General features: G+C 73.4%; 9 protein-coding genes. 7 read left to right on the forward strand and 2 right to left on the reverse strand.

Features of this window, described 5'->3' with window-relative positions:
• Window positions 1-4 precede the first annotated feature (4 nt).
• Entirely contained in the window at window positions 5-1,237 is a 1,233-nt protein-coding gene (locus IE271_RS16775; RefSeq protein ID WP_229919378.1) for a L,D-transpeptidase, read from the reverse strand.
• Between the two features lie 398 nt (window positions 1,238-1,635).
• Here IE271_RS16775 and glgX point away from each other — a divergent pair, with 398 nt between their 5' ends.
• From glgX to IE271_RS16800, 5 genes are all read left to right on the forward strand, one after another.
• Window positions 1,636-3,921: a glycogen debranching protein GlgX gene (gene glgX / locus IE271_RS16780; RefSeq protein WP_190191118.1), complete on the forward strand. Its 2,286-nt coding sequence runs from the start codon at window positions 1,636-1,638 to the stop codon at window positions 3,919-3,921.
• Window positions 3,922-3,993: 72 nt separating this feature from the next.
• Window positions 3,994-6,144, forward strand: a complete 2,151-nt coding sequence (locus IE271_RS16785; RefSeq protein ID WP_190191119.1) for an ABC transporter ATP-binding protein — start codon at window positions 3,994-3,996, stop codon at window positions 6,142-6,144.
• Window positions 6,141-8,003 (forward strand): ABC transporter ATP-binding protein, encoded by a 1,863-nt coding sequence (locus IE271_RS16790; RefSeq protein WP_190191120.1) that lies wholly within the window; start codon window positions 6,141-6,143, stop codon window positions 8,001-8,003. Before IE271_RS16785 ends, IE271_RS16790 begins: the two co-directional genes overlap by 4 nt.
• 857 nt (window positions 8,004-8,860) lie before the next feature.
• The gene (locus tag IE271_RS16795; protein ID WP_190191121.1) at window positions 8,861-10,516 is read left to right on the forward strand and encodes a M4 family metallopeptidase; all 1,656 of its coding nucleotides are present in this window, start codon (window positions 8,861-8,863) and stop codon (window positions 10,514-10,516) included.
• Between the two features lie 72 nt (window positions 10,517-10,588).
• Window positions 10,589-11,086, forward strand: coding sequence for a DUF1990 domain-containing protein (locus tag IE271_RS16800; RefSeq protein WP_190191122.1), 498 nt, complete (start codon window positions 10,589-10,591; stop codon window positions 11,084-11,086).
• A gap of 6 nt (window positions 11,087-11,092) precedes the next feature.
• On the opposite strand, the gene glgP is transcribed toward IE271_RS16800, so the two are convergent.
• Entirely contained in the window at window positions 11,093-13,711 is a 2,619-nt protein-coding gene (glgP, locus tag IE271_RS16805; RefSeq protein ID WP_190191132.1) for an alpha-glucan family phosphorylase, read from the reverse strand.
• Between the two features lie 388 nt (window positions 13,712-14,099).
• Between glgP and IE271_RS16810 the strand changes: the two genes are divergently transcribed.
• Together IE271_RS16810 and IE271_RS16815 are read left to right on the forward strand one after the other, a co-directional pair.
• On the forward strand, window positions 14,100-15,299 hold the full coding sequence (locus IE271_RS16810; RefSeq protein ID WP_190191123.1) for a S8 family peptidase: 1,200 nt from the start codon (window positions 14,100-14,102) through the stop codon (window positions 15,297-15,299).
• Between the two features lie 196 nt (window positions 15,300-15,495).
• On the forward strand, window positions 15,496-16,363 hold an 868-nt coding region (locus tag IE271_RS16815; protein ID WP_190191124.1), incomplete at its 3' end, for a maltotransferase domain-containing protein.

Genomic DNA, 16,363 nt, shown 5'->3' on the forward strand with positions numbered 1-16,363 from the left:
GCGGCTACGCGGTCCACTTCTCCCAGGACATGTTCCAGCCGTTGAGGCCGTTGTCCGGGGCGATCGTCGCGTCGTCGGAGTTCTTCACCACCACGACGTCGCCGATCATCGACCGGTCGAAGAACCACGCGGCCGCGACCTGGCTGTCGTAGCCGCCCTTGACGTCGCGCAGGCCGACGCAGCCGTGGCTGGCGTTGTAGTTGCCGAAGGCGTCGCCTCCCCAGTAGTTGCCGTGGATGAAGGTGCCGGAGTCGGACAGGCGCATGGCGTGCGGCACGTCCTTGATGTCGTACTCGCCGCCGTAGCCGACCGTCTCGCCGTTCATCCGCGTCACCTTGAGGCGCTCGCTGATGACCATCCGGCCGTTCCAGGTGTCGTAGCCGGGCTTGCCGGTGGTGACCGGGATGGTCTTGATGGTCCTGCCGTCGCGCTTGACGGTCATCGTGTGCTTCTTGACGTCGACCGTGGAGACCTGGCTGCGGCCGATGGTGAACTTCACCGTCTTGGCCTGCTCGCCGTAGACCCCCGGCCGGCCCTCGACGCCGTCGAGGTTGAGGGCCACCGTCACCTTCGTGCCGGGCTTCCAGTACTCCTTCGGCCGGAAGTCCAGCCGGTCGTTGCCGAACCAGTGGCCCCGGACGTCCACCGCGGGCTCGGTCTTGATCGTGACGGCCTTCTCGACGTCCTCGGGCTGCGTGATGCCCCGGGTGAAGCGGATCGAGAACGGCATGCCCACGCCGACCTTCGACCCGTCCTCGGGCGTGAAGGTGCCGATGAAGGTGTTCTTCGGCTTCAGCGTGGTGAAGACCGACTCCTCGGTGGTCTCGCGGCCCTCGGAGTCCTCGGCGACCGCGCGCACCTTGTACTCGGTGGACGCGGCGAGGTGCGTCGCGGGGGCCCAGCCGGTGCCCCCTGCGGTGATCTTCCCCGCTATCCTCCCGCCGTCGGCGTCCTCGACCTCGACCTCGGTCAGTTTGCCCCCGGCCGCGGTGACCTTCAGGGCCCCGCTGGTGTCCACGCCGTCGGCGCCGTCCTTCGGCGCTATCGTCACCTTCGCCTGCGAAGCCGTCGCCTTCGCCGCGGCGGAGCCCTTCTCCTTGCCCCCGGAGCCGGTGTCCGAGCCCCCTCCGCCGCCGCACGCCGTCACGGCGAGCAGCAGCACACCGGCCAGCAGCGCCGGCCCCCTCTTGCGTCCCCGTGCGCCAACCGACGCCCCCGATATCGGTCGCCCGTCCAAGTCGTCTCTCCCCTCGCACGGCGCGGCTCGCGTCCGCGCCCCCCGCGCGTCCCGCGCGTACACGGCGTCAATTAACCACATGACCAGCGCCGACGATGCCCCGGGAATGTCACCGTTCCGTTCCAAGTGCGCCGGTCGGTGATCACGTGTGCGTCGCCGTGCTCCCGTCTCCCTGTCCGTCGGGTTCCCTGCCGGGCCCGTTTTCCACTCCTTTCACGCCGGGTTCCGCCCGGAGGACGTCCTCACCGGGACCTCCGCGACCGGTCCCTCCTGCGCAAACGTGAGGGAGAGCCGCGCGATGGGCAGAACAGGGGGGAGGACGACACGACGGGGAGCCGCGGCCGGGACGCCGCACGCCCCGATGCGTGCCGTTCACCCGAGCCGCTGGAGGCTGAACAGTGTCGAGCGCAGCCGAGCAGGAGGCAGTACCGCAGGTGCGGCGGACGGGCGGTCAGGCGCCCGTGCGCGCGCCCGCCGTGCGGGACGGTGCGGAGCCGGCGTCCCCGGCCGTGCCCGTGTGGCCGGGCGCGTCCACCCCGCTGGGGGCGCGCTTCAGGACCGGGCCCGACGGCGTGACCGGCACCAACTTCGCGCTGTGGGCGGGCGGCGCGGAGGCCGTGGAACTGTGCCTGTTCTCCGAGCGGGGCGCGGAGACGCGGGTGCCGCTGACCGAGCTGACGCACGAGATCTGGCACGGGTTCGTGCCGGGCGTGCGGCCGGGGCAGCGCTACGGCTACCGGGTGCACGGCCGCTGGGACCCGTGGACCGGCGCCCGCTGGAACCCGGCCAAGCTGCTCCTCGACCCGTACGCGCGGGCCGTGGACGGCGAGTTCGCGCTGCCGCCGGAGGTGTACGGGCACGTGCGCGACTGGCCTCAGCAGCACGCCGCGGACACCGTGCGCGACGAGCGCGACTCGGCTCCGTTCGTGCCCAAGGGCGTCGTCGTCCACGACGACGACGACTGGTCCGACGACCGGCGGCCCAAGACGCCCTGGGCGGACTCCGTCCTCTACGAACTGCACGTGCGCGGCTTCACCATGCGGCACCCGGACGTCCCCGAGGAGCTGCGGGGCACGTACGCGGGGCTCGCCCACCCGGCGGCCGTCGAGCACCTGACGAGGCTCGGGGTGACGGCGGTGGAGCTGCTGCCGGTGCACCAGTTCGCGCACGAGGACCACCTGCTGCGCCGGGGGCTGCGCAACCACTGGGGCTACAACTCCATCGGCTACTTCGCCCCGCACGCGGCCTACGCGGCGTCCGGCACGAACGGGCAGCAGGTCGGCGAGTTCAAGCGGATGGTGCGCGCCCTGCACGCGGCGGGCATCGAGGTGATCCTCGACGTGGTCTACAACCACACGGCCGAGGCGGGCGAGCTGGGCCCGATGCTCTCCTTCAAGGGCATCGACAACCGCGGCTACTACCGCCTGGCGCCGGACGCCCGCCGGTACGCGGACTACACCGGCTGCGGCAACACCCTGCACGTGGTGCAGCCGCAGGTGCTGCGGCTGATCACGGACTCGCTGCGGTACTGGGTCACCGAGATGGGCGTGGACGGCTTCCGCTTCGACCTGGCGGCGGCGCTGGCCCGCTCGATGCACGACGTCGACATGCTCTCGCCGTTCCTCGCGGTGATCGCCCAGGACCCGGTGCTGCGGCGGGTGAAGCTGATCGCCGAGCCGTGGGACGTGGGCTCGGGCGGCTACCAGGTGGGCGCCTTCCCGCCGCTGTGGACGGAGTGGAACGACCGCTACCGCGACGCCGTGCGCGACTTCTGGCGCGGCGCCCTGCCGGACGTGCGGGAGATGGGCTACCGCCTGTCGGGCTCGAGCGACCTGTACGCCTGGGGCGGCCGGCGCCCCTACGCGTCAATCAACTTCGTCACCGCCCACGACGGCTTCACCCTGCGCGACCTGGTGTCGTACGACCACAAGCACAACGAGGCCAACGGCGAGGGCAACCGCGACGGCACGCACGACAACCGGTCGTGGAACTGCGGGGCCGAGGGCCCGACGGACGACGCGCGCGTGCTCGCCCTGCGCCGCCGCCAGCTGCGCAACCTGCTCACGACCCTGCTGCTGTCGACGGGCGTGCCCATGCTGGTGGCGGGCGACGAGATGGGCCGCACCCAGCACGGCAACAACAACGCCTACTGCCAGGACAACGAGATCGGCTGGGTCGACTGGAGCCTGCTGCGGGAGCCCGGCTGGCGGGCGTTGTACGAGCTGACGTCCCGTCTGGTCGCGCTGCGCCGGGCCCACCCGGTGCTGCGCCGCCGCGCGTTCTTCTCCGGCCGGCCGCAGGCCGCGGACGGGCTGCGGGACCTGGCGTGGTTCACCGCGTGCGGCACGGAGATGGCCGAGGGCGACTGGTACGCGCCCGCGGCCACCCTGGGCATGTACCTCTCCGGCCGCGACATCCCGGGCCGCGACGCGCGCGGGGACCAGGTCGTCGACGACAGCTTCCTCGCGGTGCTCCACGCCTCCGACCGCCCGGTGGACTTCGTCCTGCCCGGGCCGCCCTGGGCGGAGCGCTACGAACTGGTCGTCGACACCTCCCGCGAGGACCAGGGCCGGCCCCCGGGGACGGTCCACTCCGCGGGGACGCCGGTGACCGTGCCGGCCCGCTCGGTCCTGCTGCTGCGGGTGGCGACGGCGGACGGGGGGCGGTCCGCGGACGGGTCCTAGGCCCCCCGGACCAGTGGTTCCGGGCCGAAATCCGGTGGGCGCCGGCGGAGCCGAAACGTAGGCTCCCCCGTGATGGCCACCACACGTGTAGACACCAAGGATCGCAGGGGGCGTCCGGCCGCCGGGGACCCGGCCGACCGGACGGGGCGGGCGGACCGGGCGGACCCGCCCGCCCGTCCGGACGCGCCGCCGCGCAGGGACCGCTCCGCCGTACGCAGTCTGCTGCGCCTGTGGCCGTACGTACGGCCCGTGCGCGCGCGGTGGTTCACGGCGGCCGTCGTCGCCGTCGTCGCCTCCTGCACGGGCCTGGTGATCCCGCTCGTGCTGAAGTGGATCGTGGACGGGCCGGTCGCGGACCGCGATCCGCGCGGGGTGTGGCTCGGCGCGCTGTACCTGCTGCTGATCGGCGTCGCGGAGGCGCTGCTGTTCGGGCTGCGGCGGTGGCTGGTGGCGCGGCCGCTGGCGGGCGTCGAGGCGGGCATGCGGGCCGAGCTCTACCGGCACCTGCAGCGGCTGCCGGTCGCCTTCCACGACCGCTGGGCCTCGGGCCAGCTGCTGTCGCGCGGCACCACGGACCTGATGCTGGTGCGGATGTTCCTCGCCTTCCCGCTGACGTTCCTGCTGGTCAACTCGGTGACCATCCTGGTGGGCATGATCATCATGCTGGTCCAGGACTGGGTGCTCGGGCTGGTGCTGCTGGTGCCCGCCGTTCCGGTGATGATCGTGTGCTGGCTCTTCGAGAAGAAGTACGCCCTGGTGGCGCGGCAGGCACAGGACCAGGTCGGCGACCTGACGACGGTCGTCGAGGAGAGCGTGCTCGGCATCCGCATCGTCAAGGGGTTCGGCCGGCACCGCAGCCAGGCGCGCGCCTTCCACGAGCTGTCCCGGACCCTGCGCGGCACGGAGCTGGCCAAGGCCCGGCTGCTGGCGGCCATCTGGCTGGTGATCGTGACGCTGCCGGAGCTGGCGATCGGCGCCGCACTGGTGCTCGGCACGGTCCGGGTCTCCGACGGCGAGCTGTCCGCGGGCACGCTGGTGGCCTTCCTCTCCACGGCCCTCGCCCTGCGCTGGCCCATCGACTCCATCGGCTTCCTGCTGGCCATGAGCCAGGAGGCGGCGACGGCGACGGAACGGTACTTCGAGGTGATGGACGCGGAGCAGGAACGGGAACGGGAGCGGACGCCGGAGTCCGCATCGGCCGCGGGCACGGCCGCAGCCACGGCCACGGGGGACGCCGAAGCCGAGGTCGTCCCGGATTCCCGTCCGACAGCAGACGCGGCCGAGGGCTCCTCCGAGGCCGCCCCGGACTCCCGTACGGCGGTGGGCTCCGCCTCCGGTGCGGCCGCGGACCCCCGCCCGGCGGCGGACGCGGCTGCGGTCCGCGCCGGGGAGGGCGCGGGAGGCGGTGAGCCTCAGGGCACCGGCGGGCTGCGCTTCGACGGGGTCGCCTTCCGGTACCCGGACGCGCCCGCCGACGCGCCGCCCGTGCTGGCCCGCATCGACCTGCACATCCGGCCCGGCGAGACGATGGCCCTGGTGGGGGCGACGGGATCGGGCAAGACCACGCTCACCGCGCTCATCCCCCGGCTGCACGAGGCGACCGCGGGCCGCATCACCCTGGACGGCACCGACATCACCGCGATGTCCCGGCGGGAGCTGCGCACGCTCGTCGCCGTCGCCTTCGAGGAGCCCACCCTCTTCTCCGCCACCGTCGGCGAGAACGTCCTGATGGGCGCCGCCCCCGACGCGGGCGAGGCCGAGCTGGCCCGGGCGCTCTCCGTGGCCCAGGCCGACTTCGCGCACGACCTGCCGCAGGGCACGGACACCCAGGTCGGCGAGCAGGGGCTCAGCCTCTCCGGCGGCCAGCGCCAGCGGCTCGCCCTGGCCAGGGCGGTCGTCGGCCGTCCCCGCTTCCTCGTCCTGGACGACCCGCTGTCCGCCCTGGACGTGCACACGGAGGCGCTGGTGGAGGCCGCCCTGCGGCGCGTCCTGGCGGAGACGACCGCGCTGGTCGTGGCGCACCGACCGTCCACGGTCCTGCTCGCCGACCGCGTCGCCCTGCTCTCGCGGGGCCGCATCGCCGCCGTGGGCACGCACCACGAACTGCTGCGCACGAACGCCGAGTACGCCTGGCTGATGTCCGGCGCCACGGAGGCCGGCGCCGCCGGGACCGGCGCCCCGACGTCCCGTACGGAGAAGACGGAGAAGGAGGCCGGACGATGACGGCGCCCCCGACGACCGCGGCGACCGCGCCGGCCGACGACGGGGCCGCGAAGCGGCACGACGGCGGCGGCGACCCCTTCGACCGCGACGCCCTGCCCGCGCCCCCCGGCGCGACGACCGCGCTGCTGCGCTCCCTGCTCGCCCCGCTCAGGGCCCGCGTGGCCGTGGCGACGCTGCTGCTCCTGCTCCAGCAGGCGGCCGTGCAGGCGGGCCCGCTGCTCGTCGCGTACGCCATCGACCGCGCCGTGCCCGCGCTGCGGGACCACGACACCGGACCGCTGGTCATGGTGGCCGCGGCGTACCTGCTGTGCGCGGGCCTGTCGGGCGGTCTGCAGTACGCCTTCATCGTGGCGTCCGCCCGCATCAACCAGGACGTGCTGCTCGACCTGCGCGGCCGGATCTTCCGGCACGCGCAGGCGCTCAGCGTCGACTTCCACGAGCGCTACACCTCGGGCCGGCTGATCTCCCGGTCCACGACGGACGTCGAGTCGCTGCGCGAGCTGCTCAGCGAGGGCCTGCAGGAGCTCATCGCCGTCGTCCTGTCCTTCGTCTACATCTCGGCGATGCTGCTCTGGCTCGACCTGGGCCTGGGCGCAGTCGCCGTGGCGTCCTTCGGGCCGCTGTACCTCCTGGTGCGGCGCTACCGCCGCCGCGCCGACCGGATCTTCCAGCTGCGCTCGACCGCCATCGCCGCCGTCATCGTGAAGTTCGCCGAGACGATGAACGGCATCCGGCCCGTGCGCGCCTTCCGTCGCGAGGAGGCCAACGACGGCGCGTTCCGCGTCCTGAACCGGCGGCACGAGCGCACCAACGGCGACGCCCTGCTGGAGATGGCCCAGTACGTCGTCGGCTCGCGGCTGGTCGCCAACACGGCGGTCGCCGGGATCGTGCTGTGGGGCGCGTACCGGGTGGCGTCGGGTTCGCTGGCGCTCGGCGTGCTGGCCGCGGCGGTGCTCTACCTGCGGCGGCTGTACGACCCGATCGACCGCCTCGGCATGTTCCTGAACTCCTACCAGTCGGCGGCCGCCTCGCTGGAGAAGATCGCGGGGCTGCTGGCCCAGGTGCCGTCCGTACCGGAGCCCTCCGCGCCGCGCCCGCTGCCCGAGCGGCGCTCCGCGCGGCCGGGGCGCGAGGTGGTCTTCGACGAGGTGCGCTTCGCGTACCGCACCGGCGGCGAGGTGCTGCCGCGCTTCTCGCTGACGCTGCCGGCCGGGCAGACCGTCGCCGTGGTCGGTTCGACGGGCGCGGGCAAGTCGACGCTGGCCAAGCTGCTGGCGCGGTTCTACGACCCGTCCGACGGACGCGTGCTGCTGGACGGCGTCGACCTGCGCGACCTGGCGACGCCGGAGCTGCGGCGCGGCGTGGTGATGGTGACGCAGGAGGCGTTCCTGTTCTCCGGCACGGTCGCCGAGAACATCGCCGTCGGCCGTCCCGACGCCACCCGCGAGGAGATCGAGCAGGCGGCGAAGGCGATCGGCGCGCACGACTTCATCAGCGGCCTGCCCGACGGCTACGACACCGACGTACGCAAGCGGGGCGGCCGTATCTCGGCCGGTCAGCGGCAGTTGGTGGCCTTCGCGCGGGCACTGCTGGCCGATCCGGCGGTGCTGATCCTGGACGAGGCGACCAGTTCGCTGGACATCCCCGGCGAGCGGGCGGTGCAGCGCGCGATGCTCACGGTGCTGCGGGGCCGGACCGCGGTCGTGATCGCCCACCGGCTGTCGACGGTGGAGATCGCCGACCGGGTGCTGGTCATGGAGCACGGCCGCATCGTCGAGGACGGCGCCCCGGACGAACTGATCGCGGGCACCGGCCGCTTCGCCGACCTCCACCGCGCCTGGCGCGACAGCCTGGCCTGACCCCGCGCCCCGGTCCCTCCCGGGACATCCGGCCCGTCCCCGCTCGTAAGGACCGGGGCGGCCGGCGGGAGCCGCGCGGATACGGCCGCTCCGCGGACCCGGCCGCACCCGTGCCCGGCGTCCCTGCGAGGTTCCCGATGTCCCGGAGGACCGGCCCGCACGGCGAGAACCGGGACGGCCCGCGGGCGCGGCGGTCCCGCGCCCCGCACCGGACCCCGCCCGGCGCGCAGCCGGTCCGCGTCCGACCCATCGATTCCGGACAACGGCCCCGTCGCTCGCGGCGGTGTCCGCGGTTTCCGGCCGGGGCGGTGCCGTGCGGTCGGTCGCGCGGTCGCGGCGACGGCGTGCGGGGCCGGCCGGGACGCCCCGCGCGTCCACCGGGCGCCCCGGGCGGTACCGCGTACCACCGGCGGGCCGCGGCTGCGCGGGCCCGGCGGCGCCCGGCGCACGGTCGCGTACCGCCGCGCTGCGTCCTGAAGTGGCCGACAAAGCCTGGCAGTTGTCGTTCGAGTGCTAGGCGGGCGGGGAAGCCGGTCCCGCCGGACGCAGGTGACCGGCGTTCCCGCAGACCGGAGCGCATGTGCCCGCGCCCGCGCCCCTCCGCTCCCGACGGGTCTTTACCGCACCCGTCCCCTCTCTTTGCCCACCCTTTAAGGGGGGGGGCGAGTCCGCATTGCGTACTCCGATCTTCGGACAACGGACGATTTTCGGCCAACCTGTCTTTGCCCCACTGACATGTACGCGTCCTGCCTGGCACTGTTCACACCGCACGGCAGTCCCGCACAGCACCCGCATCGCACGTCGCCCCGCCGACCGGCACCCCACGCCGTTCGGACCACCCCCACGAAGGAGCTCGCGTGACCCCCTTCTACGCGCGTCACAAGCGGACCACCCTCGCCATCGCCACCGCCGTGGCGGCCGGAGCACTCCTCACCACCGGAATGACGGCCGGCGCCTCCGCCCAGACGCCCGCGTCCCAGGGCGGCACCACCCTCGCCGCGGCCCCGACCCAGCTCACCCCCTCCGCCCGCACCGCGCTGATCAAGGAGGCCGACGCCGCCACCGCGCGGACGGCCGACTCCATAGGTCTCGGCGCCAAGGAGAAGCTGGTCGTCAGAGACGTCGTCAAGGACGCCGACGGAACGCTGCACACGCGCTACGAGCGCACCTACGACGGCCTCCCCGTCCTCGGCGGCGACCTGGTCGTCCACGAGTCGAAGGCCGGCAAAATCGAGAGCGTCACCAAGGCGACGAAGGCCACCATCGAGGTCGCCTCCGTGAGCCCGAAGATCGCCGCCTCGAAAGCCGAGAAGCAGGCCCTGACCGCCGCCAAGGCCGAGGGCTCCACCGCGACCGAGGCCGACCGGGCGCCCCGCAAGGTGGTCTGGGCCGCCGACGGCAAGCCCGTCCTCGCCTACGAGACCGTCGTCGGCGGTCTGCAGGACGACGGCACCCCGAACGAGCTGCACGTCGTCACCGACGCCGCGACCGGCGAGAAGCTCTACGAGTACCAGGGCGTCCAGACCGGCAGCGGCAAGAGCCTGTACTCCGGCACCGTCACCCTCGGCACCACCAAGTCCGGCACGACGTACCAGCTGAACGACGCCTCGCGCGGCGGCCACAAGACGTACAACCTCGCGCGCGGCACCTCCGGCACCGGCACGCTGTTCACCGACGCCGACGACGTCTGGGGCACCGGCGTCGCCTCCAGCTCCTCCACCGACCAGACCGCCGCCGTCGACGCCGCCTACGGCGCCCAGGTGACCTGGGACTTCTACAAGAACACCTTCGGCCGCAACGGCATCAAGAACAACGGCGTGGCGGCGTACTCCCGGGTCCACTACAGCAGCGGCTACGTCAACGCCTTCTGGTCCGACAGCTGCTTCTGCATGACCTACGGCGACGGCTCGGGCAACACCCACCCGCTGACCTCGCTGGACGTGGCGGCCCACGAGATGAGCCACGGCGTCACCTCCAACACCGCGGGCCTGAACTACAGCGGCGAGTCCGGCGGCCTGAACGAGGCGACCTCCGACATCTTCGCCACCGCGGTGGAGTTCTACGCCGCCAACGCCAGCGACCCCGGTGACTACCTCATCGGCGAGAAGATCAACATCAACGGCAACGGCACCCCGCTGCGCTACATGGACAAGCCCAGCAAGGACGGCGCGTCCAAGGACTACTGGTCCTCGTCGCTCGGCAGCGTCGACGTGCACTACTCGTCCGGCCCGGCCAACCACTTCTTCTACCTGCTGAGCGAGGGCAGCGGCGCCAAGACGGTCAACGGCGTCAGCTACAACTCCCCGACCTACAACGGCTCGACGGTCACCGGCATCGGCCGCGACAAGGCCATCCAGATCTGGTACAAGGCCCTGACCACGTACATGACGTCCACGACGAAGTACTCGGGCGCCCGCACGGCGACGCTGAACGCGGCGTCGGCGCTGTACGGCTCCACCAGCGCGGAGTACAAGGCCGTGAACGCGGCCTGGGCCGCGATCAACGTGAGCTGACCGGCAGCACATGCGCAACAGGCGGTCCCCGGAGCCACACAGGTTCCGGGGACCGCTCTACGCTTGGTGGGCATGTCCTTCACGTACGAGCCCGTGGGAGCGACGCGCTCGGGAGAACTCCCGGCCGGTTTCCATCACCTGAACGTCAGAACCCGCATCGGCGAGGACGTCTTCCGCCGGGCCGCCGACGCCGTCCTGTCCTGGCGCATGCACCGGGCCATGGGCGTCGCCATGGACACGGCCGCGGAGACCGCGGCCCCGGGCGTCGACGTGACCGTGGGCCTCGGCCCGGTGAAGGCGCCCTGCCGGGTGGTCTGGACGGTGGACGAACGCCGCCGCGCCGGCTGGGCCTACGGCACGCTGCCCGGCCACCCGGAGTCCGGCGAGGAGGCGTTCCTCGTGGAGGCCACCGGCGACGGCACCGTGTGGCTGACCGTCACGGCCTACAGCCGCCCCGCCTCCTGGCTGGCGCGTGCTGGAGGCCCCGTGACCAGGGGATTCCAGCACGCGTACGCCCGCCGGTGCGGCGTGGTGCTGCGGCGGCTGTGCGCCGGGCCCGCCGGCGCGTGAGCCCCGTCAGCGCATGAGCACGCCCGCCGCCTCCACCAGCTCCTCCGAGGGCTCGGCGAGCAGGCCCAGCTCCGCGTGCGAGGCGAGCAGCCGGTGGTCGGGCAGGATCCGGACGGTGTAGCCGAAGGGACCGGTGCGGTTCAGCGACAGGGGGCCCTCGTAGACCCAGCCGCCCTCCGTGTCGGGCCCGCCCGCCGGCTTCAGCGGCACGGTCGTGGCGTCGGTGATGCCGTCGTCCGCGTCGACGCGGCCCGACACCGCCTGCACCTCGACGTCGTCGGGCGCGAGGTCGCCGAGGTTCACCCGCACGCGCAGGAGGAGGGTCGAGCCCAGTTCCGCCGTCGGGGTGAGGGAGGACGTCTCGACGTGGTCGACGCTCACGCCGGGCCAGGCGGCGCGCACCCGCGTCTTCCACGCCGCGAGCTCCCGGGCGGCCGCGGCGTCCAGCGCGCGGTGGGCGCGCGCGGCGGGCGCGTACAGGCGCTCCACGTACTCCCGGACCATGCGGCCGGCCAGCACCTTCGGGCCCAGATGGGTGAGCGTCCTGCGGACCATCTGGATCCAGCGGTCGGGCAGGCCGTCCTGGCCGCGCTCGTAGAAGCGCGGGGTGATCCGTCGCTCCAGCAGGTCGTACAGGGCCGCCGCCTCCAGCTCGTCGCGGCGGTCGTCGTCCGTGGCGGTGCCGTCGGCGGTGGGGATCGCCCAGCCGAAGTCGGGCTGGAACCACTCGTCCCACCAGCCGTCCAGGACGGAGAGGTTGAGACAGCCGTTCAGGGCGGCCTTCATACCGGAGGTGCCGCATGCCTCCAGCGGGCGCAGCGGGTTGTTCAGCCAGACGTCGCAGCCCGGGTAGAGCTTCTGTGCCATGGCCATGCCGTAGTCGGGCAGGAAGACGATGCGGTGGCGCACGCGCGGGTCGTCGGCGAACCGCACCAGCTCCTGCACCAGCCGCTTTCCGCCGTCGTCCGCCGGGTGCGCCTTGCCCGCCACCACGATCTGCACCGGCCGCTCCTCGTGCAGCAGCAGGTCCATCAGCCGGTCCCGGTCGCGCAGCATCAGCGTCAGCCGCTTGTACGAGGGGACGCGGCGCGCGAAGCCGATCGTCAGCACGTCGGGGTCGAGCACGCCGTCGATCCAGCCCAGCTCGGCCGCGCCCGCGCCGCGCTGGCGCCACGACGCGTACAGCCGCTTGCGCACCTCCGTCACCAGCTGCTCGCGCAGGGCCCGGCGCAGCTCCCAGATGTCCTGGTCGGGGATGTCCGCCACCGCGTCCCAGCGGTCGGAGCCGCCCACGGTCAGCGCCTCCTCGGTACGCCGGCCGCCGAGCTGCCGGGCGCCCAGGCGCAGCACCTCGGGCGCCACCCAGGTGGGCGCGTGCACGCCGTTGGTCACGGAGGTGATCGGCACCTCGTCCGCGTCGAAGCCCGGCCACAGCCCGGAGAACATCTCGCGGCTGACCCGGCCGTGCAGCAGCGACACGCCGTTGGCCCGCTGGCCCAGGCGCAGGCCCATCACCGCCATGTTGAACAGGTTCGGCTCGCCGCCCGCGTACGTCTCCATGCCCAGCCGCAGGATGCGCTCGACCTCGATGCGCGGCAGCTCCGCGTCGGGCCCGAAGTGCCGGGCGACCAGCTCGCGGTCGAAGCGGTCGATGCCGGCGGGCACGGGCGTGTGGGTGGTGAAGACCGTGCCGGCCCGCACCGCCTCCAGGGCGGAGTCGAAGTCCAGGCCCTCGTCGGCCAGCTCCGCGATGCGCTCCAGGCCGAGGAAGCCCGCGTGCCCCTCGTTGGTGTGGAAGACCTCGGGCTGCGCGTGCCCGGTCAGCCGGCAGTACGTGCGCACGGCCCGCACCCCGCCGATGCCGAGCAGCATCTCCTGCAGCAGCCGGTGCTCGCTGCCGCCGCCGTACAGCCGGTCGGTGACGCCGCGCTCGCCCGGGTCGTTCTCCTCGACGTCCGAGTCGAGCAGCAGCAGCGGCACCCGGCCGACCCGCGCCTGCCAGACGCGGGCGCGCAGCGACCTGCCGCCGGGCAGCGCGAGGGAGACCTGCGAGGGGGTGCCGTCGGGCTCGCTCAGCAGCTCAAGCGGCAGCTCGTTGGGGTCCAGCACCGGGTAGTGCTCCTGCTGCCAGCCGTCGCGCGACAGCGACTGCCGGAAGTAGCCGTGCCGGTAGAGCAGCCCGACGCCGATCAGGGGGACGCCGAGGTCGCTGGCGGCCTTGAGGTGGTCGCCGGCGAGGATGCCGAGGCCGCCGGAGTACTGCGGCAGCGCGGCCGTGATGCCGAACTCGGGTGAGAAGTAGGCGACCGCCTCGGGAAGTTCACCCGAACGGGTCTGGTACCAGCGGTCGCCGTGGACGTACTCGTGCAGGTCGTCGACGGCCGCGGCGAGGCGCCGCCGGAAGTCCGGGTCCTCGGCCAGCTCGGCGAGGCGCGCCGGCGCGACGCTCCCGAGCAGCCGGACGGGGTCGCACCCGGTGGCGGCCCAGCGCTCGGGGTCCACGGACTGGAACAGGTCACGGGTCTCGGCGTGCCAGGACCAGCGCAGGTTGCGCGAGAGGTCGCTCAGCGGCTGGAGGGCTTCGGGGAGGACGGGACGGACGGTGAACCTACGGATGGCCTTCACGAATTCCACCTTCACGGAGGACGTACGCGCCAGCGGGACGCACAGGCGTGCGCCCCTTGTCACTCCCAGACGGTAGCGGCGTCGACGCCCTCCGAACCACGGCGCACAGCCGCCCGGGACCGTTCCGGCGTACGGTCGGCCACACCCCGTGCCGCCGCCGATCACCGTCCTCCCACGCTGACCTCTGCCTTCGACCTGCGCAACTCCGGCCGGGACCCACCGCACTCCCCCCATGCGCCCCATGGGCGATATGGCCGAATCCGCACCGTCGTACGACCTTGTGATGCTTCGCGCCGCACGAGAGGCTTCCAGCGGCATATGTGGAACGGACCGGCCGCGCGTCGCGGCCCGTCCGCCGTGTGCCGAGTTGAGGAGGGGAACTCACACCATGGCAGTGACGCCACCCTGGCGACTGCGCCGGGCGGGGGGCCTGATCGGGGTCATCACGGCCGCGGTCCTTTCGGCCGCGACCCTGCCCGCGCACGCCGTCCCGCAGGGACACGTGCACGGCGCCGGCGCGCCCGGCTCCGTCGGCGACAGCTACATCGTCACCTTGAAGGCGGGCACCGAGGCCCGGTCGAAGGCGGGCACCGAGGTCGCCACCGCGCACGGAGCGCGCATCCGTCAGGTCTACGACGCCGCGCTCAACGGCTACGCCGTGCGGACCGACGCGGCCGGGGCCAGGAGGCTGGCCGCCGACCCGCGGGTCGCGGCGGTCACGCAGGACGCGAGAGTGCACGTGGAGGACGTGCAGCAGGACCCGCCCTGGAACCTGGACCGGCTCGACCAGATCCAGCCGCCGCTCGACCACCGCTACGCCTGGCCGGAGTCGGGCGGCCGGGGCGTGAGCGTGTACCTGATCGACACCGGCGTCCGCGCCACGCACCGCGACTTCGGCGGCCGGGTGGACACCGGCTGGGACTTCGTCGACGGGGACGCGGTCGCCGAGGACGAGAACGGCCACGGCACCCACGTGGCGGGCACGGTCGCGGGCGCCACCCACGGCGTCGCGAAGAAGGCGCGGATCGTCCCGGTCCGCGTGCTGGACGGCACGGGCTCGGGCACCCTCGCCCAGGTGATCGCGGGCATCGACTGGGTGACCCGGCACGCGCGCAAGCCGGCCGTGGCCAACATGAGCCTGGGCGGGTACGCCAACGCCCAGCTCGACGCGGCCGTGCGCGCCTCGATCGCGTCCGGCGTGACGTATACGGTCGCGGCGGGCAACGACGGGCTGCCGGCCGAGCTGGACTCGCCGGCCCGGGTGCGGGAGGCCGTCACGGTCGGCGCGACCGGCAGGCAGGACGCGCGGGCGGCCTTCTCCAACTTCGGGCCCTCGCTCGACCTGTTCGCCCCTGGCGTATCCGTCACCTCGGCCGGGCACACGAGCGACACCGCGACGGCCACCTTCTCCGGCACGTCGATGGCGGCGCCGCACGCGGCGGGCGCGGCGGCGCTCCTGCTGTCCGTCCGCCCGACGGCGTCTCCGGCCGAGGTGAGCAGGGCGCTCACGGCCCGGGCCGCGCCCGGTGTGGTGTCCGGACCGGGCCGCGGTTCACCGAACAAACTGCTTCAGGTCAACCCCCGCTAGCGGGCCAACCTCGCCCGTACCGGCCTCGTCCTCCGGGACGAGGCCGGTCTTGTGTGTAGACATACGCGCGAGTAGTTAACAAAGTGCCGGATTGCCCACCCGAAAAGAGTGGGAAGGCTCCACACCGGTACGCTCCGCAGGACCCACCTCCCCACACTCAATCCGCCCACCCAAGTTGACGCGGACAGGAGCGGTCATGCCCGCCAAGCACCACTCGACCCCACCCCCCGAGCACAACAGCACCACCGCACCACCGGAGCAGGACACCGCGGCGCCCCGTGGGAACGGCGCCGCGGCCCGTTCCGCCCGCCGGACGCGGACCGGCACGGCCCGGTCGGCCGGCGCTCCCCCCACCGCCACGAAACAGGCGAACTCCCCCCTCACCGCCAGGAAACAGACGAACTCCGCCCGGACCGAGCCCCAAACGGGCCGCATCCCGGTCCTGGACGTCCGCCCGCTGGTCCTCGGTGGCCGCCGGCCCGCCAAGGCCGTCGTGGGCGAGGAGTTCGAGATCTCGGCCACGGTCTTCCGCGAGGGCCACGACGCGGTCGCCGCGAACGTGGTGCTGCGGGACTCCAGGGGCCGCTCCGGCCCGTGGACGCCGATGCGCGAACTGGCCCCGGGCACCGACCGCTGGGGCGCCACCGTCTCCGTACCGCGACAGGGCCGGTGGACCTACGCCGTGGAGGCGTGGGGCGACCCGGTCACCACCTGGCGCCACCACGCGGAGATCAAGATCCCGGCCGGCATCGACACGGAACTGGTCCTGGAGGAGGGCGCGCTGCTGTACGAGCGCGCCATGGAAGGCGTGCCGAAGACCAGGGCCCGTGCCCTGCGCGCCGCCGTGAAGGCCCTGCGCGACACCGCGCGGCCCGCCGCGGCCCGGCTGGCCGCCGCGCTCACCCCGGAGGTGGACGAGGTCCTGTCCCGCTGGCCGCTGCGGGAGCTGGTGACCTCCTCCGAGCCGCTGCCGCTGCTGGTGGAGCGCGAGCGGGCGCTGTTCGGCTCCTGGTACGAGTTCTTCCCGCGCTCGGAGGGCGCGGTGGTCGAACCCGGGAAGCCGC

This window comes from Streptomyces minutiscleroticus, from assembly GCF_014650875.1.
Lineage (GTDB): Bacteria > Actinomycetota > Actinomycetes > Streptomycetales > Streptomycetaceae > Streptomyces > Streptomyces minutiscleroticus.

Excerpts from the sequence above, each read along its gene's own strand:
- IE271_RS16785 (WP_190191119.1), top strand. The coding sequence starts at position 3,994 with ATGGCCACCACACGTGTAGACACCAAGGATCGCAGGGGGCGTCCGGCC.
- IE271_RS16790 (WP_190191120.1), top strand. The coding sequence starts at position 6,141 with ATGACGGCGCCCCCGACGACCGCGGCGACCGCGCCGGCCGACGACGGG.
- IE271_RS16800 (WP_190191122.1), top strand. The coding sequence starts at position 10,589 with ATGTCCTTCACGTACGAGCCCGTGGGAGCGACGCGCTCGGGAGAACTC.
- IE271_RS16810 (WP_190191123.1), top strand. The coding sequence starts at position 14,100 with ATGGCAGTGACGCCACCCTGGCGACTGCGCCGGGCGGGGGGCCTGATC.